At 40.0% G+C, this 24,158-nt stretch carries 20 protein-coding genes and 1 pseudogene; 6 read left to right on the forward strand and 15 right to left on the reverse strand.

Annotated features, from left to right (window positions below; genetic code table 11):
- Positions 1–585: 585 nt before the first annotated feature.
- The 4 genes from V7K56_RS21735 to V7K56_RS21750 form a co-directional block, all read right to left on the reverse strand.
- The gene (locus V7K56_RS21735; protein WP_334913459.1) at positions 586–762 is read right to left on the reverse strand and encodes a hypothetical protein; all 177 of its coding nucleotides are present in this window, start codon (positions 760–762) and stop codon (positions 586–588) included.
- Positions 763–811: 49 nt separating this feature from the next.
- Positions 812–1,228, reverse strand: a complete 417-nt coding sequence (gene arfB / locus V7K56_RS21740; protein ID WP_334913461.1) for an alternative ribosome rescue aminoacyl-tRNA hydrolase ArfB — start codon at positions 1,226–1,228, stop codon at positions 812–814.
- Between the two features lie 47 nt (positions 1,229–1,275).
- Positions 1,276–1,530, reverse strand: a complete 255-nt coding sequence (locus V7K56_RS21745) for an RNA-binding S4 domain-containing protein (protein WP_334913463.1) — start codon at positions 1,528–1,530, stop codon at positions 1,276–1,278.
- Positions 1,531–1,592: 62 nt separating this feature from the next.
- Positions 1,593–1,754 carry a hypothetical protein gene (locus V7K56_RS21750; protein WP_334913465.1) on the reverse strand — a complete coding sequence of 54 codons (162 nt, stop codon included), beginning with the start codon at positions 1,752–1,754 and terminating at the stop codon, positions 1,593–1,595.
- A 497-nt stretch (positions 1,755–2,251) separates the two neighbouring features.
- Between V7K56_RS21750 and dpdE the strand changes: the two genes are divergently transcribed.
- The 5 genes from dpdE (at position 2,252) to V7K56_RS21775 (ending at position 8,276) form a co-directional block, all read left to right on the forward strand.
- Positions 2,252–5,563 (forward strand): protein DpdE, encoded by a 3,312-nt coding sequence (gene dpdE / locus V7K56_RS21755; RefSeq protein WP_334913467.1) that lies wholly within the window; start codon positions 2,252–2,254, stop codon positions 5,561–5,563.
- Positions 5,564–6,206: 643 nt separating this feature from the next.
- Positions 6,207–6,599: a helix-turn-helix domain-containing protein gene (locus tag V7K56_RS21760; RefSeq protein WP_334913469.1), complete on the forward strand. Its 393-nt coding sequence runs from the start codon at positions 6,207–6,209 to the stop codon at positions 6,597–6,599.
- Complete coding sequence (locus V7K56_RS21765) at positions 6,557–7,153, forward strand: transposase (RefSeq protein WP_334913471.1); 597 nt, start codon at positions 6,557–6,559, stop codon at positions 7,151–7,153. The genes V7K56_RS21760 and V7K56_RS21765 overlap by 43 nt, the downstream gene beginning before the upstream one ends.
- A 91-nt stretch (positions 7,154–7,244) precedes the next feature.
- Positions 7,245–7,445: a hypothetical protein gene (locus V7K56_RS21770; RefSeq protein WP_334913473.1), complete on the forward strand. Its 201-nt coding sequence runs from the start codon at positions 7,245–7,247 to the stop codon at positions 7,443–7,445.
- 390 nt (positions 7,446–7,835) lie between these two features.
- A complete protein-coding gene (locus V7K56_RS21775; RefSeq protein WP_334913475.1) occupies positions 7,836–8,276 on the forward strand; it encodes an NUDIX hydrolase in 441 nt (146 codons plus the stop codon).
- Positions 8,277–8,371: 95 nt separating this feature from the next.
- On the opposite strand, the gene V7K56_RS21780 is transcribed toward V7K56_RS21775, so the two are convergent.
- The 11 genes from V7K56_RS21780 to V7K56_RS21830 form a co-directional block, all read right to left on the reverse strand.
- A complete protein-coding gene (locus V7K56_RS21780; protein WP_334913477.1) occupies positions 8,372–9,163 on the reverse strand; it encodes a GH25 family lysozyme in 792 nt (263 codons plus the stop codon).
- A 102-nt stretch (positions 9,164–9,265) separates the two neighbouring features.
- Positions 9,266–9,892, reverse strand: coding sequence for a DUF4232 domain-containing protein (locus V7K56_RS21785; protein WP_334913479.1), 627 nt, complete (start codon positions 9,890–9,892; stop codon positions 9,266–9,268).
- 146 nt (positions 9,893–10,038) lie between these two features.
- Complete coding sequence (locus tag V7K56_RS21790; protein WP_334913481.1) at positions 10,039–10,854, reverse strand: class I SAM-dependent methyltransferase; 816 nt, start codon at positions 10,852–10,854, stop codon at positions 10,039–10,041.
- A 193-nt stretch (positions 10,855–11,047) separates the two neighbouring features.
- Positions 11,048–11,986: a prolyl aminopeptidase gene (pip, locus tag V7K56_RS21795; protein WP_334913483.1), complete on the reverse strand. Its 939-nt coding sequence runs from the start codon at positions 11,984–11,986 to the stop codon at positions 11,048–11,050.
- Between the two features lie 747 nt (positions 11,987–12,733).
- On the reverse strand, positions 12,734–16,657 hold the full coding sequence (locus V7K56_RS21800) for a two-partner secretion domain-containing protein (RefSeq protein ID WP_334913485.1): 3,924 nt from the start codon (positions 16,655–16,657) through the stop codon (positions 12,734–12,736).
- A 23-nt stretch (positions 16,658–16,680) separates the two neighbouring features.
- Positions 16,681–17,412, reverse strand: a complete 732-nt coding sequence (locus V7K56_RS21805; RefSeq protein ID WP_334913487.1) for a DUF928 domain-containing protein — start codon at positions 17,410–17,412, stop codon at positions 16,681–16,683.
- A gap of 84 nt (positions 17,413–17,496) precedes the next feature.
- The gene (locus V7K56_RS21810; RefSeq protein ID WP_334913489.1) at positions 17,497–19,389 is read right to left on the reverse strand and encodes a CHASE2 domain-containing protein; all 1,893 of its coding nucleotides are present in this window, start codon (positions 19,387–19,389) and stop codon (positions 17,497–17,499) included.
- A 172-nt stretch (positions 19,390–19,561) separates the two neighbouring features.
- Complete coding sequence (locus V7K56_RS21815; protein WP_334913491.1) at positions 19,562–20,272, reverse strand: response regulator transcription factor; 711 nt, start codon at positions 20,270–20,272, stop codon at positions 19,562–19,564.
- Positions 20,273–20,710: 438 nt separating this feature from the next.
- On the reverse strand, positions 20,711–21,661 hold the full coding sequence (locus tag V7K56_RS21820) for an AAA family ATPase (protein ID WP_334913493.1): 951 nt from the start codon (positions 21,659–21,661) through the stop codon (positions 20,711–20,713).
- 74 nt (positions 21,662–21,735) lie between these two features.
- The gene (locus tag V7K56_RS21825; RefSeq protein ID WP_334913495.1) at positions 21,736–22,827 is read right to left on the reverse strand and encodes a DUF4350 domain-containing protein; all 1,092 of its coding nucleotides are present in this window, start codon (positions 22,825–22,827) and stop codon (positions 21,736–21,738) included.
- A gap of 223 nt (positions 22,828–23,050) precedes the next feature.
- Complete coding sequence (locus tag V7K56_RS21830; RefSeq protein WP_334913497.1) at positions 23,051–23,188, reverse strand: hypothetical protein; 138 nt, start codon at positions 23,186–23,188, stop codon at positions 23,051–23,053.
- Between the two features lie 453 nt (positions 23,189–23,641).
- On the opposite strand from V7K56_RS21830, the pseudogene V7K56_RS21835 reads away from it, so the two are divergent.
- A pseudogene (locus tag V7K56_RS21835) lies at positions 23,642–24,158 on the forward strand (hypothetical protein); the annotation flags it as partial.

Consider the following 24,158-nt stretch of genomic DNA (forward strand, 5'->3'; position numbering starts at 1 on the left):
TAATTCGTTTTCCTAATATTTATTATATTGTGACTAATAATTTTTAATTTTTCTTTTTCTTTAGTTTAACCTACTATTCTTCAGTGTGTTTATCTTCAGCAAATATAATTATTACTCCCCACATAAATGAATTTTAGGTATTTTTATTTATAAAAAAGGAAATTATTTATTATATACAGCAGTTTGCAAGTAAATGAGGTACAAAATGCAAGACTCAACATCAAATAAAAATAGTTTCTACCTCCTGCCTTCTGTCTCCTGCCTCCTGCTTCAAAACCCGTAACTTTGTACTTCATGCAAAAGAAAACTGCTGTATATTAATTCCTGCTGTGACAGATAGAAAACTGTCTCTGCTAAAGCGATCGCACCTTAGAAGCCAATACTTCTCGCTTTGTGCATTTTTAATTCGGAATCGGGTTTTGGAAAAAGGATACTAGGTTTGGGTTAAAGGTTTTTTCTTTCCCCTTTCCCCCGTCCCTTATCCTTAGAGGGGCCCCCACCTTCCCCTTTTCCCCTTAACCAAGAAGTATTGCTTTGGAAGCGGCTTTTTCGTAGAAATCCCTATCTTTATTTTGAATTTTGCTTTTATGACTTTTTCGGGTCAGTGTCGCCACCAATAATTGCTTGAAACGTGTCCCCTATTAAAAATAAAAATGCCGCAACTAACACTACAAGCATTAAACTAGCAAGGGCGGCAAAGGGAGAGATGATAAACAAGATTAAAAGCGCAAACACCAATATATTTAGTAATGTTTTATTCATCTTTTTTGATATTGAATAATATGTGCATTTTCTACGAATAACAGATAAATCAACAATCTGTCACCTGCCTTCTGTTAGATTTAACCTGTGCGCGTTTACTTTTGTGGTCAAGGCGCTTTCTTTGAGAACTGCGAGTTGGTTTAGTGGGTTTGCGTTTGATTGTCACGACAACTGCGCTTTGAATGAGTTCTTGAAGTCGTTTCAAAGCTGACTCACGATTGTTCTCTTGGCTTCGGTGTTCCTGAGCTTTAATTACAACTACTCCTTCTTGATTAATGCGTCGATCGTTGAGCTTTAAAAGCTGTTGTTTATAATAATCGGGTAATGATGAAGCTGCAATATCAAAGCGCAAGTGGATCGCGGTAGATACCTTATTTACATTTTGACCTCCTGCTCCTTGGGAGCGAATCGCAGTAATTTCAATCTCAGTCTGTGGGATGATAACTTTGTTGGAAATTTGCAGCATTACTCACAAAGCAAAAGAGAAACTTGTAACTTTGGGATAAATTTTCTTTACTCGGTTTGTTCTGTTAAATCTATCATTACATTTGGGTCTTCATTGTTGTTCAAATTCACTTCTAAAGTCTGTCCTTGGATTGTTACTTTATCGCCTGGTACTAGTCGCCGTCCTCGTCGAGTTTCTAGCATACCGTTTACTTGGACATCGCCACCTTGAATCATCAGCTTGGCTTGACCTCCAGTTGGCACTATACCCATCAACTTTAAAAATTGATTTAACTTAATTGTGTTGTCTCTAATTTTCTTCATAGTAAATAAATATATACAATCTTAATTGTATCGTGGTCTTCTCAAGCCAAAGCGTAAATCTGTTACACCACATAATCAGTTAAGTACAGCATTTCATTAATTCGTAGCAAATTAAATTTGGTCATACCCTGCAATGCCAATGCGTCGGCAAACAATGCCATTGTGTCGGCTGACAATGCCATTGTGTCGGCTGACAATGCCAATGCGTCGGCAAACAATGCCATTGTGTCGCCCTGCGCTTAACAACGTTATGCTTTTACGCAAAAACTTTACTGATAAATGTAAATTTACACCAGTTTTCATTTAATTGAACCGTATATGTTGTAGAAGCACAGCAATGCTGTACCTCTACTGTGTGGTGTATTTACCTGAAAATTGCTAATTTTATCGTACATTCAGGGGTTTAAGACCCCTCTCTTACAAAGTTCTGAGCCGAGGAAACCTCGACTCAGACTTTGCGCTACGTCTTGTCGTAGCATATTTTGAGTCGGGGTTTAAATCCCCAACTCAAAATGTCTTGGATTTTGAATTTTGAATTTTGAATTTTAAATTGTTAATAGTTGGCTGTGGTGGAGCGAGGCTGAATAGCCAGTGGTAGATATCGCTCTCACAAAAACTGTAATACCAGTTTATTATCTATAATGTTGATCGACAAAACTGCCAGATATGGGCTAAAAACTAGTCTGGAAGGTTCTTTTAGTATGTTCAGGGGACTGGATCTATGATTAAGCTTGGTTTATTGGTACAGTCCCAGAATAACTCTTTGGGTATCGGAAAAGTTACGGAAATATCTGATACCAATGCAATCGTTGAGTATTTCTGCTCTATAGGGCAACGTCTCCAAAAAACTTTACCTTTAAATTCTCTTTCTCAAGTCAAGCTGGAACCCCAAGCTCGATGCTATATTAAGTCCCAAACTCAGGATAAATGGATAGTTGGCAGAGTTTTCATCTGGGATGATGATACAGAAATGTATCAAATTGATTTACCAGATAAGAAAACTGCGATCGCATTTGAAGAAGACATTTACGTTCGTTGTAATCTCCCAAACACAGACCCTATCCAAACTCTGGCGATGAAGGGTCACGAAACGCCCTATTTCCACGATAAAAGATTGGCTTTCGTGAAATCCTTGATTCAGCAACGCGCTGTGAGTCGCGGGATGACGGGACTGATTTCGGCAAATATTAATCTTTATCCTCACCAAGTTGAAGTAGTGCGGCGGGTACTGGAAGACCCAATTCAACGCTACTTGCTAGCAGACGAGGTGGGACTTGGAAAAACCATCGAAGCGGGTGCGATTCTGCGTCAATTTCTTCTCGATGAACCGAAAAAAGGTGCAGTGGTAATAGTTCCGCAATATTTGCTCAAACAATGGCAAACTGAGTTAGAAAACAAGTTTTACATCTCCCATTTTCCCAAACGGGTAGCAGTGCTGGCGGTTGAAAATATCCATAAAATCAACCTGAAAGCAAGGATAGGTTGCTTAATTTTAGATGAAGCCCATCATATTGCGGCAATGGCGACCTCTAAGGATGCAACAGTGCGCCAGCAGTTTCAGACTTGCAAAGAACTGGCTCATAAAAGCGATCGCTTACTTTTATTATCTGCCACTCCGGTTCTCAATCACGAGCAGGATTTTCTGGCCATGTTGCACTTACTCGACCCGACAACCTATAAACTGGGCGATTTAGCAAGTTTCCGCACCAAAGTTGAAAGCCGTCAACAAGTTGGTAAACTTCTGCTTTCTTTTAAAGAAGGTGCAGAATCAGAGGTTCTCAAAAGCAACTTGCAGCAACTACGAAACCTGTTTGTTGAGGATAAGTATTTATTGAAGCTGGCGGATGATTTAGAAAATTGTTTACAAGCAAATTCTACCAAGCAAGAGCAAATCATCCAAGCGATTCGCATCCATGTTAGCGATATCTATCGACTACATCGGCGAATGCTTCGCAACCGTCGCGCTGCGGTGGAAGATGTGATATTTGACCGCAACTTTACGCCAAAAGAAGAGTATGATTTAGACGAGCGATCGCTTGATATCCACGAACTCCTGAATCAATGGCAAAGTGTTGCTCCTAATGAAAAGCAATATCAGCGAATTTTTCTGCTGTTATTTCTCGCTGCTGGGACTTGGTTAGGCATTTTAGAGCAGGTAATTACGGCGCGTTTAACTGCGAAACCTCATGCTAAACTCATCCAAGAGTTTAAAGAAGATGATGTTCGCCTATTAACTACAACCCCCAAATTTTCAGGGGAAGAAGAAATTCTCCAATCTTTACTAAAAATTGTTCGTCAACCTCAAGAGGATGGACAACGGACGGAAAATTTGAAAACAGTACTGCTGAATCAGCTAGGTACATACTTCAAAATTCCCGCAAACGTTCGGAAGAATCAAAACGAATTCATCACGAGAATACAGCAGAGAATTAAGAGACCAATTACTGGCGACATTCTGCCCAAATTTGTTGTATTTACCAATTTTGTGCAAACTGGTGGCGAAATTGTCCGGTATTTATCTAATACCTTTGGTGCCCAGACAATAGCCAGCCATCAATTTGGAGAATCGCCAGACAAAGTTGAGGAAGGCTTAAATAGGTTTAAGAATAACCCAAACTGCTTTATTTTAGTATGCGATCGCTCTGGAGAAGAAGGACGGAACCTCCAGTTTGCCGATTGGTTAATCCATTTTGACCTTCCTTGGTCGCCTAATCAATTAGAACAGAGAATTGGCAGACTTGACCGCATTGGCAGCAAAATTGGCATCCAATCTAGTGCCTTGATTGGCCCTTACTTGGAAGATAGCCCTCACAATGCTTGGTATAAAATATTAAAAGATGGGTTTGGTATTTTCCAACAATCAATTGCCAGTCTCCAGTTTTATGTCGATGAGAAACTCGCAGAATTAGAAACAGTTTTGTTTCAATCAGGTGCAGCTGGATTGTTAGAGATGGTTTCACCAATTCAAGAGCAAATTGAAGCGGAAATAGCCAAAATTAGCGAACAAAATGCTCTAGATGAAATTGATGCCAACGATGAAATTGCTACCGAGTATTTTCAAGACCTAGATAATTACGATGCTTGTCATCTAGAAATGAAACGAGCAATTGAAGGCTGGATTTGTGACGCGCTGGGATTTAAAGGACTGAATAATCCAGATTCATCAGAGATGCGACGTTATCAACCAACAACGCGGACATTGGTTCCGATAAATGAGTTAAAAGACCGTTTTGCTGAGAGTTATCTAGACCAATTTGGTACTTATAATCGCAGAGTGGCAAACCAGAATACTGGGATTAAACTCTTTCGAGTTGGGGAAGGATTTGTCGAAACACTCTTGAACTATGTAAACTGGGATGACCGAGGTGAAGCCTTTGCGATGTGGCGCACTGATGCTTCTTGGGATGCGAAAGAAGGAAAGGAGTGGTTCGGTTTTCAATGTAATTATGTAGTCGAGGCAAATTTAAGAATTGCCAAACAAGTTTTACTAGATAACAAACTAGATAATTCTCAATTCAAAAACTTGCAGCGACGTGTTGATGCTCTATTTCCACCAATTATAGAAACTATCTATGTTGATGGTCGCAAAGAGCCAATACGGGTTGTTGAGGATAAAGCGCTCTTAAGTATTCTGCAACGTCCATATAAAGATAAAAACAATAATCAAGGACGAGATTACAACTTAGCAAAAGAGCGCTTAGGAATTATTGACGATTTTGTCGATCCTAGTAAATGGCAAAATTTTTGCTATCAAGTGCGTAACACTTCTTCAGAATTACTTTCCAATCGTCCCGATTTTATTGATTTATGTCAAAGTTGTGCTCAAGTCGCTAAAAAGAAATTAGCCAATAGAGTAGAACAATTACGTCTACGTTTAAATCAGCAAAGTTGGGATAATGCATTAGCTGAAGAGTTGAAGATAGAAACTGCTTTAAATGCAGCCATTCTAGAGGGAATTCGTCAGCCGCTTCTGAAGCTTGATTCTGTGGGTTTTATTGTTGTATCGGGGCGATCGCTTGTGCAATTTGAGTGATATTGTGTGCAATTAAATAGCTTTGGTAATCCTATTTAATTTCCAAAGATTGAGAGCTTGATATCCCCGACTTTTTTAAAAAGTCAGGGATATTTTTGTTCTGGTGTTATTGATGACATTGCTGTAACAAACATTGTCTAGCTAATTGCAGCAGAGGGAAAAATGCAAGCTATTGCCCTAAAATCATAAAATTCAGCGCGGGATTTCTTAGGTTGCTACAGCCGAGCGATTTCAATATTTTTGTGAGCCAATGCAGTTCATCTTTCTTTCACAAGAATGGCTCAAAGTTTTTTGAGCGTGTACAATTTTTTTAAATTGGTACAGTTTACTCAACAATAGGATGATAAATTATTAAATAAGCTATTTGTCAGGCTGTATGTGTAGAGAAATAAGTCCAACTGAACAAAATAAAGATATCGTTCTTAAGTTCTATAAAGCTTTCGACAGCCGAAATATTAACCAAGCCTTGGCACTTCTAAGCCCCAATTTTGTTGCTTACATGGCTGGCACATCTGCCCCTCTTGACAGTGAAGGTTTTAAACAGTTTGGTATGACTTTCTACTTAGCCTTTACAAACGGTCAACATACAGCACTTCCCGTTGTTATGAGGTACAGTTAGTAAGAAGAAAAATATTATCTTTTCATGAAAGCATATTCAATCGATCTCCGAGAAAAAATAGTTGCAGCACATATTCAGGAAAAAATATCAATTCGTCAAGTGGCAATCAGATTTGCTGTTAGCAAAAGTCTAGTCCAAAAGCTGGTAAAGCAACAAAAAGTTGATGGAAATCTAGAACCCATAAAGCGAGGTAAGCCGCATTTTAGTCATCTCACAAATGCTGAAGCAGAGTTAAGAGAACTGGTTGTAGAGAATTATGATGCAACAATAGTAGAGTTATGTGAATTATTTGCAGTTAAGACTGGAAATTGGGTGAGTCGGACTGGAATGTGCCGCTGCTTACAAAAATTGGGATTAAATCGTAAAAAAAAACATTGCGGAGTAGTCAAGCAGCAACTCCAAGAGTCCAAAAGTTAAGAGCAGAATATTGGGTAAAGGTAAGAGATATAGATCCAGATAACTTAATATTTTTAGATGAGACAGGAGTAATACTGGGTTTAGGAAGAACTCATGCACGTTCAGAACCGGGAACAAGAGTATATGAGCTAAAACCATTTTATCGCGGGTCGAAGGTAACAGTAATTGGAGCAGTTAGTATTAAAAAAGTTCTGGCATTAATGACCATGAATAACTCAATGGATAGTAAAGCCTTTGATGTATTTATTGAGAAGTTTTTAGTACCTCAATTATGGTCAGGAGCGGTAGTAGTTATGGATAATTTACCCGCTCATAAACTAGCATCAATTCAACCAATGATTGAAGCTGTAGGTGCAAAAGTTATTTGTTTGTCCCCATACTCTCCCGATTTTAATCCAATTGAATTATGGTGGTCACAACTCAAATCTTTTTTACGCAGTTTTGCTCCAACTACAACACAAATGGTTGATACAGTCATTTCTGTTGCACTCAACTTAATGAATCCTAAACATTTAAAAAACTGGTTTACTAATTGCTGTTACTGTACCTCATAACACCGGTAACTGCTGTAAATAGAAGTCATAAAAAATTGCTTCAAGTTCAGCAGGACGATTATAACCTGGCACGCAGCATTGATGCATATTTTTGTACAAATTGACCCCTGGACGAGTTGCTCAAGCTATAAGAGGAGTTTTAGCAGTGATTGGTACTCCTACCCGTCCACCCAAACCTTGCAGAAAGTCTCCGGGTTGGACACCAGGGAAAACTTGTCTACGTAAAAACCCATTTCCAATAGTTAAAAAGACAGCAAAACCACCGCGTAAAGAACCATCTGTAGCTGTTTAATGTCGGAGATTATTCATATTTTTGCTAAGTCTCTGACTAACTCAGCCCTGCTGGGTAGTTTTGCATTACTTAGTCTATACTCCAGTTGTTAAGTAAAGATATGACTAATGTATAGCTTTATTAGGGGGATTTAAGGGGATCTAAAACTTTTTATACTGACAATACGAATTTTCAAACATTGTCTAATAGTGTAACTGCGGCATAAAAACCATCATCACCCGCTTAAACACTTATACTGGAAATTTTTTGAATAATTAACTCTTATAGGTAAAAATCAATTTTTTAACCTTTTCATAACTTAAGATTAACCAAAATTTATTCGATATCAGCTCTAGAATTTTTGAAGTAAACATTGTACAAAAAAGCTAGGACGTACAGGATGTAAATTACATGAGTCGAAAAGCCAGTAAAGTGTTTATACAGTCTGGGGTAATTCCTTACAGAGTGAACAATGGTAAAGTCGAAATCTTGCTAATCACAACCCGTGACTTTCAACACTGGGTGATTCCGAAAGGAGATATTCCTAATGGCATGAGTCCGCCTGATTCAGCAGCTAAAGAGGCGTGGGAAGAAGCAGGGATAATTGGGCAAGTAGATGCAAATGAACTGGGAACTTACAAGTACCGCAAACAAGGCAAAATTTACTGTGTCAAGATGTATTTACTATCAGTTGATATGCTGAGTGAAGATTATCCAGAAGCAACTAAAAGAAAACGGCAGTGGGTAGAAGTGAATAAAGCTATCAGGCGGGTTAAGTTTAATTCACTTAAACGAATTCTTAAAGGTTTTTTCCAGGTAAAATCTCAATTTTGTGCATTACAATATAAGTAATTGCCACAGTAAATTAAACTATATTATACAATACAAAATTAATTAAAGGTTTGGAGCCATTGACTACAAACCTTTGTTTATTCACACCTACTTACTTAAATCCATAGTAAAGCTACCCAAGTTTTTATACCAACAATTCCATCAGCCTGCAATTTTTTAGATGTTTGGAAACTAATAATTGCATTCTTAACTGACTCAGAAAAACGCCCATCAATGGCATCAGTATATAATCCAATATCTTTTAATTGCTGTTGTAATTGTTTTACTCTTAGCCCAGAATCTCCAAGCTGCAATCCATTAAATCTATTCAAATCGGCTCGACCACTAACACCAGTTACACCAGATATATCACCTTCATATTGATGGATTAAATATTGTCCCTGCCAAGCATCAGGAATCGTTGGGTTCCTAGTTCCGTAGTGGGCAATCCATAACGGATAATTAGCAAAATCATATGGATCACCAAGTTCTGTCCAGAAACTAGGGAAGGTATAAATAATTGGTTTAATTGGTTTTTTTGTTTGTTGTAGAAGGGCTTTTTCTACCTCTGCCAACCACTGTTTGGCTGCACTAATTACAGTTTGACTATTTACTTTGTCAGTTACCTCTACATCTATGACTGGTGGTAAGTCTCCCGGTTCTAATTTTCCCAAAGTTTTTAAGAATTCCTTCGCTTGCTGAACCGGGTCAGATGTATGAGGGTGAAAAAAATGATAAGCACCCCGAATAATACCAACAGCTTTCATGGTTTGCCAGTGATAAGCAAAAGCAGAATCTTTTATACTAACTCCTTCTGTGGCTTTGACAAACGCAAAAGTTTTACCAGAGTTTTTTACTGCCGTCCAATCTACTCTGCCGTCTTGATCGGCAACATCAATTCCTTCCATAAAATTTTTTTAACCTTTTTGATTAGTACAATCCTGAACTTATCAGAGGCTTTGATTATATTTATGCTTTTTCTGGGTTTTTGAGTAAATTACAGAAAGTTACTAGGGTTGAGTGTTAGTGGCTCGTACTGGAGTCACTCTAACTTTGCCTGTACAAGGCTTGATTTGTTCTGTAAGGGTAAAGTGCTCGTAAGCATTAGGAGGTGTGATTTGAATTTTACTAGACATTGGGCAGTTTTTCTCTGGGGAACTAATGTGGTTGTATGCTATCTGAAATGAGGCTTGTTTTCCAGGAGCTAGAGTTACTTGTTGTCGAAGTTGCTTACTCGAAAAGTAAGTGTCCTGGGAACGAATAACTTTAATTTCCTGCAAAGGTTGATCTTTTGCATCCAGTAGTCCTAATCCTGGATAACCGTAGAGGTTGCAAGGGGATGAGCCGTTATTAGTAAAGGCGTAAGTAATTGCAACATTCCCAACGCCAGCATCTTCAGAGACTCGGCGCACTGACAATTGGCTAGTTTCACAGCGCGTCGGATTTGTGGTAGTAGTGGCTTCAGGGGTAGAATTCTCTGTAGTTTTTTCAGTCGGTGTAGGTGTTGAGGTCAACACAGCTTCTTTCGTCGGCTGTTCAGTGATTGTTGGCAAGGCTTGTGTCTGTTTGGTAACAGAGGAAGAACCGACACAGCCAGTTGTTATCGCAGTCAGGAGCAATAACAGACTGCTTTCCATAAATAGAATTCGCATATCTCTTTTTTTATAGTGAACTACTTATACTGATGCTTCATATACAGTATAAGTTTCCAATTTCACAAGGGTTATGTACGTCCGCTCCAATGACTTGTTTTGCTGCCTCATTACATAACGAATTCAACAGCTTATCCATCTTTTCGGGCAACGTGAACAGCAGAAAGAAACGAGAGGTGTACACTGTCTCCAAAGTTCCTCAGCTTTTCCCGCAATCCTGTAAATAGCAACTCCTTCACCTTTGGCTCCAGTCTGCTCATGGTACTTAATAGCTTAAAAAAGTCATCAATGCTGTACGTCACCTCACACGCGATTTGCTCAGTCACCAACTCCTTAAAATAACCAGAGTCTAGAATGTCTTGTTCAAACCCTCTCAAAATTTCCGCTTGAGTTTCTGCACCTTCATACCGGACAAGTGAAGGAGCATAAACTTGATACACTTCCTCGATCGCTTGGTAAACTTCATATTTCAGTTCAGGTCTCAGATTCCATAGCAGGATGAGAAACCCGTTGTCGTGTAATGCCTTCGCTGCCTTGGCATACCGAATTTCTGACGGTATCCAGTGAAAGGCATTAGCAGATAGAACAGCATTGAACTGTTTTGCTTCCAGTTCCCACTCCTCAAATGAGGTGTTGTGGATTGCAACGTTTGGATAGGTTGCACAGTTGCGTTGTGCCAAACGACAAAAATCCTGGTTTGGCTCAATACACGTCATTGAAAAACCAAATTGAGCAAAAGCTACCGTCGCATTTCCTGGGCCACAACCGACCTCAAGAATCGATGCATTTGAGTCAAGTTGGGCTAAAACGACAGACCGCTCGATTAATTCCTTTGGATATTGTGGTCTGGCGTTGTAATAAATATCAGCTACGGGAGAATACCAATTCTTTCGCTGTTCTAAATCTATAGAAGCTCTGGCATTTATTTCTTGTTTAGAGTCTTGCATAAGCTATTTTTATCAGCTTTTGAGTACTAACTTCATTTTATTTAGTCTCGTGGATCAAAGACCAATTCAATATCGATTGTCGCGATATTATTTGCAAGACCTTCAAAAAATTGGGATTGCCTTGTCGTGGGTTTAGTCTTACATCCGCTTCTTTGGCAAACTCCCTATCCCCCAAGCTAAGTATTCAACCGAATTAAATATTATCTGTTGCTTCAATCAAAGCACTGCAAATTCCTGGTTCACTCATTGAATGTCCGGCATCAGGAACCACTATAAATTCGGCTTCTGGCCAAGCACGATGTAATTCCCAAGCTGATATCATTGGGCAGACTACATCATAGCGTCCCTGAACAATTACAGCCGGAATATGGCGGATGCGGTCTACATTTAAGAGTAATTGATCTTCTGTTTCCAAAAATCCCTTATTCATAAAGTAATGGCATTCAATCCGAGCGAAAGCGGAAGCAAATTCACTCTCGCCAAACTTTTGCATGAGTTCTGGGTCTAAGAAAAGTCTACTGGTACTAGCTTCCCAAATTGACCAAGCACGCGCTGCTGTTAGTTGAATTTCTAAATCTGGATTGGTCAAACGTTTGTAATATGCTGCGATCAGATCGTTACGTTCATCTACAGGAATCGGCTTGAGATATTCTTCCCAAGCATCAGGGAAAATATAGCTAGCACCCTCTTGGTAGAACCAGCGCAACTCTTTTTGCCTCAGCATGAAGATCCCACGCAGAATTAATCCTGTGCATTGAGAGGGATGGGTTTGACTGTAGGCTAATGATAAAGTGCTACCCCAACTACCACCGAAAACCGCCCACTTTTCTATACCTAAATGTTGGCGCAGTTTTTCGATATCACTGACTAAATCCCAAGTGGTGTTTTCTCGTAATTCAGCATGGGGAGTACTTTGACCACAACCGCGCTGGTCAAACATGACTAACCGCCATTTTTCTGGGTGGAAATATTGCCGATAAAAAGCTGGACATCCACCACCAGGACCCCCATGCAGCAAAACGATGGGTTGACCTTGCGGGTTTCCTGACTCTTCAAAATGGATAGTATGAAGGTCGGAAACTTGTAAACTACCTTCTAAGTAAGGCTTGATCGCTGGGTAAAGTTCTCGCATTTTGCATATTTTATCAGTAATGTTGTCATAGCGATCGCTATATCTTGGTGAAACAACTTCAATCTCTTCATGTCAGGTGTATGAACAGAAAAACCCTCATCCCCCAGCCCCTTCTCCCAATATTGGGAGAAGGGGAGCCGGAAAGAAGTCCCTCTCCCAAGTAGGGCTACAACGCATTTGTTATTTTGGCGTATGCATTTGTTATTTCGGTGAACTCATTTGTTATTTTGGCGTATGCATTTGTTATTTCGGCGAACTCATTTGTTATTTCGGCGAACTCATTTGTTATTTTGGCGAACGCATTTGTTATTTCGGCGAACTCATTTGTTATTTTGGCGAACGCATTTGTTATTTTGGCGAACGCATTTGTTATTTCGGTGAACGCATTTGTTATTTCGGCGTCTCCATACAGCAGTTTTCATTCGCATCAAGTACAAAGTTACAGATTTTGAGGCAGGGGGCAGGAGGTAGAAACTCTTTATCTCTTAATGAATCAGTCCTGAATTTTGTACCTCACCCTGCGGGTTCAGCAGTCGCTCATGGGGGAAACCCCCAAGACTGCGCTGCTTCACTTACTTGCAATCTGCTGTAACGCACCCTACGAAACTACTAGAAAAGTTGAAACCTATGCTGGTCATACTTGTGTGTACACCGTAGCCCAAGTAAGGAGAGGGATTTAGGGTGAGGGCAAAAACTACGGTTCTCAACATAGACAAGGTTTAACTACCCTTTCATTTAAAAATTGCTTCACTGACATTCTCGACTGAGTACCAAGCGTCCATCAGCAAGTCGATAAAGTCCTTGTGGTTCAACTATTGCATCGCCTTTTTTCCAAGTCTGCGATATTGTTTCAACATTACGCACTTCACCTGTAGAATAGATTGAAATTAATCCATCCCCCGGACTATTACGTAAAGCACCAGAACCTGTGATGAAGAATGTACCTTTTTGTTTTGAACTGCGTGAAATGCAACTATTGGCGATGAGTGCATTGGTGTCAATGACATTTGGAAATGCACCAGTGAAGCTGTTTAGAATGTAACTGTTATCGGGTGCGTTAATATTTGTTATACCTGAAACACCTAATTCAGAACTTGCAGTAATATCGCTTTTTTTGGTTGGCTTTGGACGCGCTTCGATACCGAAGATCCCTTGCGAGTTAATTTGGACTTTTCCACCGGAACCAGTGTATGCATTCGCGCTGATGTCAGAGTTTTCTTCAGGGCTGGCGGCGATGAATTTTGAGTCTATATTGATGTTGCCGCCATTGCCACCAGCTTGTGCGTTGCCTGCGGTGGTGGAAATTTGGCTACCGTGACGCATCAGCAAAAAGTCCCTGAGATTGAGTTTAATATTACCACCATTGCCATCAGCGATCGATTCAGAAGTTATAGAGCCTCGATTATCAAGGGTAAGCCGGGATGCATTGATATTAATGTTCCCAGCAGCATCTTGAATTTCCGTGTTAGCTGATAGCTTTGCCCCGTCAGTTACAAGTAGGGAATTTGTGGTGATGTTAATATCTCCACCTTTACCTGAAGTCCCTGTCAGCCGTTCGTCTTGACTAGCGCCACTGCTAATGAAGACATCAGAACCTGCAAGAGAGATAGAGTTTGCGTTAATCAATATATTCCCCGCATCTCCTTGTCCCTGAGTTCTGGTGTTTATTTCTTGATCGCCAGAGAGAGATAGATTACCTGTATTGATGATGATATCGCCACCTCGGCCAACACCTTCAGGCTCGACTTGGCTAAAAGCACCACTAGTAAATTCTTCAGAACTACCACTAAATGTAATGCTATCTCGCGCATTGATGATGATATTACCTGCATTGCCTTTAGCTTCAGTATCCGCACGCAAGTTAGAACCAGCATTTAGCAGCAAGGAGCCTGTCGTAATCCTAATATCTCCTCCTCTGCCATCGCCTCCCTTGCCACTTTCGGTTTCGCAAGCACAAGTCACTTCAGTAAAAATCTCACTGCTTCGTAACAAAGCTACTTCATCTCGTGCCTCTATAATTACGTTACCGGAATTACCTTTACTCCGTGTGCTGGTAGTGATTTGAGAATTTGATGCACGTAAAGAGCCTGTTTTGATGTTAATGTCACCACTATTGCCTTCACCCCCATCATTAACTCGGCTAAGAATCAAAGTTCCAGGTTGTCCAGCGCGAGAAAGCTCACCTGCTTCATCTAAAGAAACTAAATTGCGGGCTATAATATTTACTCCTCCAGAATTCCCGCGTCCATCAACATTTGAGGTAATAACAGCTAAATCACTGAGAAATAATGAACCTGTGTTGATGCTAATACCTCCACTATTGCCTACTCCTCCAGAATCAACGTCATTTTGAATACTACTTCTGCCTTGTCCAAACAGAGAAACTGTGTCACGGGCTGTGATGGAAATTTTGCCTGCATCACCTTCACCAAAGGTGCTAGAAATTATTTGCCCATCATTTTTAATAAAAATATTTCCGGCTTCAACTTTGATATCTCCACCACGTCCTACAGCACCAGTACCCAAACTCCCAAAGATTCCGCCATTTGTTCCAGATATTGTGAATGCATCACGCACATTGATATCTACAGTACCACCTTTACCTTCACCAGCAGGAATTGTATCTAAAGCTTCGCCCACACCAACCCCTAATTGTCCATTATTAGTCAGGGATAATGAACCAGCAGTGATCTTAATCTTCCCACCATTGCCCACCCCGCCAGCTTGTACATTGCTAAGTGAACCACTGGAAAATCCATTGCTTCCGACTCCATCAAAAGTAACTGCATCTTTCGCTTGAATTGTGATATCTCCCGCATTACCTTGTCCGCGAGTAAAGGAATTAATTTGAGTGCCATTAGTTACGGAAAGCGAACCAGTAGTAATATCGATATTCCCAGCATTACCTACAGCATCACTACTCTGGACATTGTTGACAATATATGATGCAGTATCTAGAGAAATTGCGTCACGGGCTGTAATCGAAATATTACCTGAATCACCTTTACCAAAAGTATTAGAAACTATTTCCCCGCCATCTTTTACAAAAATATTTCCAGCTTCAACCTTGATATCTCCACCACGCCCGATTGCACCAGTACCCAAACTCCCAAAGATTCCGCTATTTGTTCCTATTGTGAATGCATCACGCACATTGATATCTACAGCACCACCTTTACCTTGACCAGCAGGAATTGTGCCAAAAGCTCCGTCTACACCAACGTCTAATTTCCCATTGTTAGTCAGGGACAATGAACTAGCAGTGATATTAATCTTCCCACCATTGCCTACTGCACCAGATCCTACACTACTAAATGAAGCACTAGGAAATCCATTACTATCTACTCCATCAAAAGTGGCTGCATCCCTAGCTTGAATCGTTATATTTCCTGCATTCCCTCGTCCGAGAGTAAGGCTTTGCAGTTGAGCGCCATTAGTTACGAAAAGCGAACCAGTAGTAATGTCGATATTTTCAGTATTACCTACACTTCCAGATTCCACATTATTGAAGATGTCACCACCTACAAGGGAAACAACATCTTTTGCAATCACCGTCACATTCCCTGCATTCCCTTGTCCAAAAGTTGAGGCATTAAGTCGAGCGCCGTCTCGTAATAAGAATGAGCCAGAATCTATGAAAATATTACCGCTATTGCCTTTTGAATCTCCACGCACAAGATTGCTAATCTTACTCCCGGAATCAGCAACTTTGATTTCCCCTGTTGCATTGAGGGTAATATCCCCCGCGATAGTTTCAGGAGTTCCCAGACCTCGCCCGATACCAGCAGAAAGCTCACTTCCTTCAAATAACTCGAAATTTCGGGCATTGATTGCAATATCTCCTCCACCAGCAGCTTCTACATACACAAACGCTTGATTGGTCAGTGATACATCTGCACGAGTCACGTTCTCAGGAAATCCCAACTTCAAATTATCTCCATCAAAGAGAAGATTTATATTTCCAGATTCCGCTAATCCTCCTAACTCAACTCTCCCACCGTAAGCATTTAATTGCCCGCCATCCATGCTGACATTACCGCCAACAAGCAGCAAACTCTTACCATCGGGAACGCGCAAACCAACTGCATTAAAGCCTGCTGGGTCTATATCTGCTGATGCTACAGAATTATTTTGAATCGATGCATTTTGATTAATTTGATTAAACAACAACGCCGAAGGATTAATCGTTAACAATGGCGGCGCTTCGGGATTCGTCGCACTAAAAACCCCCTGATTTCCAAACTGAATTCCGTTCGCTGTTGTGCCCACAAACGAACCTTGTACATCTAAACTGGCATTTTTACCAAATAAAATGCCATTGGGATTGAGCAAAAACAAATTCGCACCACCTAATACTCCCAATCTCCCGAAAATATTTGATGAGTTACCACCAGTAACGCGAGAAAAGATATTGGTTATTCCCTCTGGATTTGCGAAATAAACACCTTGACCCTCACCTACGTTAAAATCTTGAAAACTGTGAAATAGGTTAGCACCACGAGCCGCACCGCCCTCAATGCAGTCATTATTTGTATTAATAGGAATGACTTGCGATCGCTCCTTTCCCAGGCTATTATCGGGAGTTAACTGAGCAAAAGCAGGATGAGTATAAATTGCAATACCTCCCACGCATCCCAGCCATCTTGTGACAGCAAACCACAAAGTTTTCACTATTTCTATTCTCCGTGCTATTTCTATATTTTTTCGCTAGCAATTTTCTGGAGATATTCAATTCGTTGCTGAATATTTTTTTGATCTACACGATCACCGATAAGCATTTCGGACTGTGCAAGTTCTTTAACTAAAGTTGCCCCAGTTTGCCCCAGTTTACCATTACCAGTTGCTTTTAATGCTTCTTCTAGGGCTTCATACCACAAATCGTTTTCAGCATAATAATTTATGCTTTCTGGAATGCTAGTAAATCGATTTTTAGTAAGTGATTGAGGATTGATAACGGTAAATTCTGCACGTCTAATAATCGTGTCGTTTTCGCAGTCAATTGCAATTTGCCATAAATATGTTTTACCTACTGTGAGTTCGGGGTATTCGAGGGGAAGTTTTAGTTTGTTAATCCCGACTGTTGTGGGTATTTCTTTAACTTGTCCAATTTTTTTAACGGTGTTAGCTGAATCAAATTCATACAGTTGGAATCGCGCATTTTGGGAACTTGACATATACCAAGCTAACATTGGACGTTTAGAAGCAGTTTTACCGATAAATGTCTGAGGTGCAAGCTGTGTCAGTGGTATGCCGCTAGTTGAACATCCACGCGAACCACCCCCACGGGTATTTCCGCTGGCTGGTTTGCGATCGCGTGGTTTAAACTGAGCAAATGCTGGAACTGCGGTTATCAGGAAAACTGCTCCTACAACCAAGCTTGTAAGTCTATGCTTATTTTGCCAAAATACTAAATGTTGATGACTCATGGTAAATGCTGTTGATAGTATGCTTATTTAAAAGTTTTGAAAAATTCAGAATTATGGCGACTAACGCCTTATTCTTTCTGAAAATTACTTCATAGGTGTCCAACTAAGTTCGCATATAGTTCCACGTGGAGAAAGCGATTCACGGCGAAACTCTCCTCCTAATTGTTTAGCAAGCATTTTAAAATGTTTTGTGCCTTTATTTTCTAGTTTTGATTTAATGCCCGAACCGTTATCTTTCACAGATAAATTGTATTTATTTGTTGTACTATAAACACCCGATGCTTGAACGCGCTTAACTCCTTGAGCGTGTTTACCAACATTACATAGAGCTTCTTCCAAAAACAGACATATTCCCCGTTTGTGTTCTATAGTTAAATATTTATCATCAATTGGTTCAAAATTGCGAATTTTTACTTTTAATGTTTGAAAATGTTCAAAATCTTTACGTTCTAACGTACTTGAATACACTTCATATAATAAATCGTGCAAAGGTCGTTTCAATTCGAGTATTAATCCGCTACCTAAACGCAAACTCTCTTCTGTGGTTAATGCTTCGAGTTTGAGAAATTCGCCAAGGTCCCGAATTTCGCGATCAAGTTTTTCAAATTGCCCAACCAGTTGTTCGGAGGGAATGTCATTAGCACGCAGATGCTTTAATCCATAAGCAAGAGTTTGCAAAGGGCCATTATGAATTACGGTAAAAGTGTGTTGAATTGTATTTTGACGTTCGTTAATTTGCGATCGCAAGAATTTATCATGCTGGTAAAACGCAAAAGCACTCAAGCCAAGCCCATTCACACCTAAGATTAGCAAACTAGGTGCTACCGGAATCCATATACCCCAAACCCACAGCATCACATACCCGCAGCTAAACAGACTCACTCCCGCTACACCAACACTAAATAGATTTGTCCAAACAGATTGAGTAAGCCGTCCGAGAAAAATCGGCAGAAAACCCCAAATAAAGATCCATACGTACTCTTCTATATCTCCCCAACTATACAACATTGGACGATTGTCAATTACATTACTAAGAATTTGACTGATCGCATGAGCGTGATATTCAATGCCATAAATTTGACCGTTTAATTCTAAGTTTGACAATGCAGATGTATAAAAAATATCGCCAGTACTTGTGTTGCGGTTGCCAACTAATACAATGCGATCGCGCAGCAACTCTGCATCTACTTTTCCATTTAAAATCTGACGTAACGAGACAACATGAAAAGGCTTGGAAGTATTGCGGAAGTTCATCAAAATTGACAATCCGCCATCATTAACATGAACGTAACCGCCAAAATTATGGGTGATTCGGGGTAATTCAATTTCTCGAAATCTGATTGTATTCGGGTCATTTTTTCCTGTTTCCGATTCAATTCCTTTCGCTTGGAAGTACTTAATAACTAACCGCAGTGCTAAAGAATATTTATCTTCGTTGATATTGTCAGGATTATTAGGGTCTGTTGTAAATAACAAATAACGTCGATTTTTGCTATCTTCATCATTAGGTAAATCGACAAACCCAACTCGTTCGGATGGCAAATTCTGGGGTGGAGAAGTTTGTTCAGGTGGTAATATTTTTTGAATACCGATAATATTAGTATTCTGCTGTAACACCTGCGCGAGTTGTTTACCACCAGGTTCAACAGGAACGTTTTTGAATATATCTAGCCCAATAGCTAGCGGTTTATAAGTTTCTAGCTTGGTGAGTAACTCTGCAATCTTCTCATCTGGAATGGGATATTGCTTTATCCATTCAATATCCTTTTCATCAATACCCACAATTACTACACGTTCATCAAGTTTTTCTCCCGGACGCAGACATAACATTTTATCGAAAAGCATCCATTCCCAAGATTGCATTCCTCCAGTTATACGTATCAATATCACCATAAACAGTACGATGATTCCAGGAGGTGCAGCCTGTAACCACAATCCAAATTCTTGGCGAATGCGATTCCAAATTCTCCTGCTCATATAATGTCCGAATAATTATTTATAATGCTCACAGTCATTGCACCCCCACACGCCAGATGCTTCATTTGATAAGACAAAGCGTAGCTTTAATTCTTTGGGGTTTTTCGAGTTTAATAAGTAATCAAACAGACATAATATCATCTTGTTTTTTCCCGAATTAAATTTTCCCGGATTAATCAATTAAACCTTCATCACGGGAACGAATTTCGGTTTGGATTCGCATATTCTTACCACTTTGCTTGCAGTCTTCAGGATACACTCCCAACACATCCTGAATCTTCGTCCAGTAAGTACGTACTGCTCGTTCTGATTTATACATTCGATCAGCGATCGCTTTATCTGTCAAACTCTCTTCAAAAGCCAATCGCAACACCTCCAACCATTCTGGTTTGAGTTCGATTCCCGTTTTGATGTCTTTGGTGTGAGTTGCACCATGAAGGGCCAAATTAACCCGCATGAGCATTTCATCTTCAGGTAATCCTTTATCTGCGATCGCAAATCCAGCTTGATGATTATCAATCTCGTGTTTGATCCGAATTAACGCTTTCACATAACTAGTTTGCACCATGAAATTCTGATGGGGATATTCTTGGAGCAAAGTTTGCAACAGCTTAATTCCGGTATCAATTTCTGCTGTCTCCCCTTGGCCATCGGGAATTGATAAATCCATCACAATCAGATCAAAGTGATGATATTGAAGTTGAAAAAGTGTCTCTTTTGCCGTCTGAGCCTTAATAATAGCAGCTTCGGGATACTGTCTACTTAAGACATCGAGCGTGCCAGTTAAAATTAATTGGTGGTCATCTACAACAAGAATACCCAGTTTTTTTTCCACTGGTAAATATCCAAAAACTTGATGTTCTTTTAAATTTATTCCTACCATATTTTCATCCAAATTCAAAGTTTCCTTAAGCTTTATGAAAATTTCCTTCGTCTTTGACGTTTAGCTTGAGAGTCACGTCGCTTTGCTCCGAATTCAAAATTCAAAATTAATGATCCCCATAAATTCAGGGGCTTGTATACGAAAGCGTTTTCGGTCATATCTTGCATCTTTTAACCCCAACTCATTGAAGTATGCGCTTATTTTAATTGGAGATGAATTTTCAAGCTATGCAGAAAAGTGCAAATCTAGAGGTGCGATCTGATTTTGGATTCGGAATTATAACTAATTAGCCCTCACCCTAAATCCCTCTCCCAAACTTGGGAGAGAGACTTTGAAATTGGCTCCCCTTCTCTCAAAATTAGGAGAAGGGGTTGGGGGATGTAGCTCGCTTCCCGCAGGGTGGGCAAATTTTACATTCACGCAAGAGGTTCAATTTTTTCACCTCGGAACTGGTACTTGATTAATTACCGACGCAATTACCGCATCCATTTGTAAACCATCCAGCATCGCTTCTGGTTTCAATATGAGACGATGACGTAGCAACGGTGATGCAACTGCTTTTACATCATCTGGCGTTACAAAATCCCTTCCTGCTAACCACGCTAGGGCTTGAGATGTCTGCAACCAAGCACCGGTAGCGCGAGGTGATGCACCCAAAGTCAAATCAGGATATTGACGCGATATTGTCACCAACGCCAACAAATAATCAATGATCGCTTCTGATACTTTAACTTCTTTGACTGCTTGTCGTGCTTGCAAAATGTCGGCTACTGTTGCGATTGGTTTCAAACGGCTAATATCCAAACGTCGTGCTGCAAAACCCGCCTGACGATTGAGTAACATTTGCTTTTCAGCAGCTTGATCGGGGTAATCTACCACCAGCTTAAATAAAAATCTGTCTAACTGTGCCTCTGGTAAAGGATAAGTACCCTCAAATTCCAGGGGATTTTGTGTTGCAATTACCCAAAATAAATCTGGTAAAGGCAAACTTTCACCATCCAGTGTTACCTGCATCTCTTCCATCGCTTCTAGCAGCGCTGCTTGTGTCTTGGGCGGAGTACGGTTGATTTCGTCCGCTAGCAATACTTCAGTAAATATTGGCCCTTTCTTCAAAGTGAAATTGCGGCTATTCAAGTCAAAAATATTTGTACCAGTTATATCTGAAGGTAAAACATCTGGTGTTAATTGAATCCGGCGAAACTCCCCTTGAATTAACTGCGCTAACACTTTTACTAATAGGGTTTTACCAGTTCCGGGAACTCCTTCTAAAATTACGTGTCCACCCGCTAGCAGTGCTACTAAAAGTTGCTGTATTAAACTAGATTGTCCGACAATTACTTGATTAAGACCTTGACCAAGACGAATTAAGATAGGATGTGTTTCACTCATATTTTTTATTGATAAATAACCAACTCAGAAATACTATGAATAATTTCAAAAAATTAATTTTTAATTTTTAATTTTTAATTTTTAATTTCCCTAATGGTTCGCCATTTCCCCAACCAGCTTAACAGGTCTCGTTCACTGATGGGTTGTTTGCGAGATTGTAGCTTCAAAACTGCATCTAGTTCTGCTGCACTTGCGCCTGTTTTTTCCATCCAGAAATCGATCAAGGCTTGACGTTCTAAAAGTACTTGTCCTAATCCCAAGGCTTTTTGGAGTTGTAGTTGTTCTTGTTTACCCACCATTTCAACAACAAAGTCAGTGGTATCAGCTTTCTGCAACACTCCAGCTAAAGCTTGGATGTATGCCTCGCTATTATCTACAACTGATGTATCTAAAGCTACTGGCTTACCAAAGCGGCGATTCTGCGCCCAAACTAGCACTAATAGCAGGATACCTACCTGGATCAATATTGTAAATAAAGGAGTTTTAGCAATAAAACTAGATAAATCTCCTTCGCTTTCTTTCTTCCTGACATCGGCATCTTTATAGCCGTGGATGTATTCATCGACAAAGACTGTGTTACTTTTTTCAGGAACCAAACTAGCTAAATACTTGAAATTACTTAAATAATCTTGGTAGGCGTTGGCAGCTAAATAAGGAGTAGTAGAAAAAATCACCTTTCCTTTTTTGTAATTTTTTTCCCAGACAACAGCACCGAAGCGATCGCCTAAATTAACTTGCTGAAAGTTAGCTTTTTTATATCGTCTACGTGTATCAATTTTAATATCACCTTCAGGAGATTTTTGCATAGTACTAAACTCCGCTTTTGTAACCCGCGCCTTCGCACCCAAAATTACCAAAGTATTCCCTTTTTCTACCCATTCCTGCTCTTGACTATCCAGTGTCGCCTCTCTGGGATAGCCGTTTACCTGTAGCAAGGTAACTAGGCTGTTCTCTGGCTGAATATCACTAAAAGGCTTTTGCCAACGCTTAATAGAAATTCCTTGTTGTTGCATAAAAGCGTACCAAGCTCCATAGCCATCAGAGTTACGGTTATAAGTAGAGCCAGCATTAAGTTTAGTATTATTGGGAGCCGCGAACAGACTAAGTAAAACGACCGCAGCGAGTGCGATCGCTCCTATCCAAGCAAGGCGATTTGGACGTTTCATTTTCGACTTTCATTGCCTTTGAATATCACTGTTAATACTTACTTATTTTTTAGGTAAAGTCAAAATATACTTGCTTTAGTTTCTTGCAGCGATCACCTGTTTGATGAATGCTTCTAAATATTTGGGTAGCGGTGGGATTGTCAAACAGAACGTTGCTTGAGAGTTTTAGGGCTTCACGAACTGAATATCGCCAATCAATATCTACGGCTAATCGCACTGCAATCTAAATATATTGTGAGGTATTATCTGCAATTGTCTGTGTTATGGCGATCGCTTGCAAAAAACCATAAGAATGACGCACCCGCATAAACTCACCAAGACAAGTGACAATTGGTAAATGACAGGCGATCGCTTTAATCAAACAAAGAGGTCATTAAGAAAGAAGTTAAACAGCTAGTTGATACTAGCTTGAAACCCAAATATATCAATAAACGAGATTAAACAATATCAAAGTCTCTCTGTATATACACTTGAGCCTTTTTTAGGCTTACTTTTTGTCTAAGTCCCACTAATTGTATTTTTGAGAAAATTCAACTAAAGTGCAGCTCATACTGCTATTATTATTGAAATTCTTGAAGAAGACAAAAGGCTTTTTCTTTGGGGCACTACTAACATGAAGCAATTTAGAGATCCTCTCTAATTGAGGAACACTAGATTGCAGATTTGGTGTTCTTCAAATCAGTCCAATGTACAGTAAAAAAGCATAGATTAAAAATTTTTCCTTCCCTTGTCTAGGACACTTCTCTGTAAACTGCCCTTTGCCTTCTACCTGACTCGAAGATCGCATAATATTTAAAACAATTCAGAGTAACTTATGTTGATGTTGAATTTCGCCAAGATAAGTAGATTGCATCGATTAGCGACTTTTGCTGTTTGTGGCATTCTCTTGAGTACTGCTTCCATTAAGACGGAAGATTCTTCAGTTTTGGCTCAAGAAATTAAACCCACTACTACTCCTTTTCTGATATCACAAACACGGGAACTCAGAGCAGAGTCAGGGCCGGATGATCGAGATCGTTGGCGATTCTACAAGCCTGACAATGTCTCAGAGGATGCAATGCAAGCCGAAGGTTGCACTAACGTTGGTGCTGGTGGTGCGAGTTGGCGCTGTCCTCGTCAGAAAATTAAGGTAGATGTGGATAATGATTCCCGTAGTCGTGATTCTCGCTACGATGATTCTCGTTATGGAGCATATAGACGGGAACTCAGAGCAGAGTCAGGACCGGATAATCAAGGTCGTTGGCGATTCTACAAGCCTGACAATGTCTCAGAGGATGCAATGCAAGCCGAAGGTTGCACTAACGTTGGTGCTGGTGGTGCGAGTTGGCGCT

Source organism: Nostoc sp. (assembly GCF_036917535.1).
Taxonomy (GTDB): Bacteria; Cyanobacteriota; Cyanobacteriia; order Cyanobacteriales; family Nostocaceae; genus Nostoc.

What these genes read in the sequence shown, in the direction of transcription:
- V7K56_RS21760 (WP_334913469.1), top strand. Translation starts at nt 6,207, where the DNA reads ATGAAAGCATATTCAATCGATCTCCGAGAAAAAATAGTTGCAGCACAT.
- V7K56_RS21825 (WP_334913495.1), bottom strand. Translation starts at nt 22,827, where the DNA reads ATGAAACGTCCAAATCGCCTTGCTTGGATAGGAGCGATCGCACTCGCT.
- V7K56_RS21775 (WP_334913475.1), top strand. Translation starts at nt 7,836, where the DNA reads ATGAGTCGAAAAGCCAGTAAAGTGTTTATACAGTCTGGGGTAATTCCT.
- V7K56_RS21750 (WP_334913465.1), bottom strand. Translation starts at nt 1,754, where the DNA reads ATGGCATTGTTTGCCGACGCATTGGCATTGTCAGCCGACACAATGGCA.
- pip (WP_334913483.1), bottom strand. Translation starts at nt 11,986, where the DNA reads ATGCGAGAACTTTACCCAGCGATCAAGCCTTACTTAGAAGGTAGTTTA.
- V7K56_RS21745 (WP_334913463.1), bottom strand. Translation starts at nt 1,530, where the DNA reads ATGAAGAAAATTAGAGACAACACAATTAAGTTAAATCAATTTTTAAAG.
- V7K56_RS21815 (WP_334913491.1), bottom strand. Translation starts at nt 20,272, where the DNA reads ATGGTAGGAATAAATTTAAAAGAACATCAAGTTTTTGGATATTTACCA.
- V7K56_RS21805 (WP_334913487.1), bottom strand. Translation starts at nt 17,412, where the DNA reads ATGAGTCATCAACATTTAGTATTTTGGCAAAATAAGCATAGACTTACA.
- V7K56_RS21735 (WP_334913459.1), bottom strand. Translation starts at nt 762, where the DNA reads ATGAATAAAACATTACTAAATATATTGGTGTTTGCGCTTTTAATCTTG.
- dpdE (WP_334913467.1), top strand. Translation starts at nt 2,252, where the DNA reads ATGATTAAGCTTGGTTTATTGGTACAGTCCCAGAATAACTCTTTGGGT.
- V7K56_RS21820 (WP_334913493.1), bottom strand. Translation starts at nt 21,661, where the DNA reads ATGAGTGAAACACATCCTATCTTAATTCGTCTTGGTCAAGGTCTTAAT.
- V7K56_RS21780 (WP_334913477.1), bottom strand. Translation starts at nt 9,163, where the DNA reads ATGGAAGGAATTGATGTTGCCGATCAAGACGGCAGAGTAGATTGGACG.
- V7K56_RS21810 (WP_334913489.1), bottom strand. Translation starts at nt 19,389, where the DNA reads ATGAGCAGGAGAATTTGGAATCGCATTCGCCAAGAATTTGGATTGTGG.
- V7K56_RS21785 (WP_334913479.1), bottom strand. Translation starts at nt 9,892, where the DNA reads ATGGAAAGCAGTCTGTTATTGCTCCTGACTGCGATAACAACTGGCTGT.
- arfB (WP_334913461.1), bottom strand. Translation starts at nt 1,228, where the DNA reads ATGCTGCAAATTTCCAACAAAGTTATCATCCCACAGACTGAGATTGAA.
- V7K56_RS21790 (WP_334913481.1), bottom strand. Translation starts at nt 10,854, where the DNA reads ATGCAAGACTCTAAACAAGAAATAAATGCCAGAGCTTCTATAGATTTA.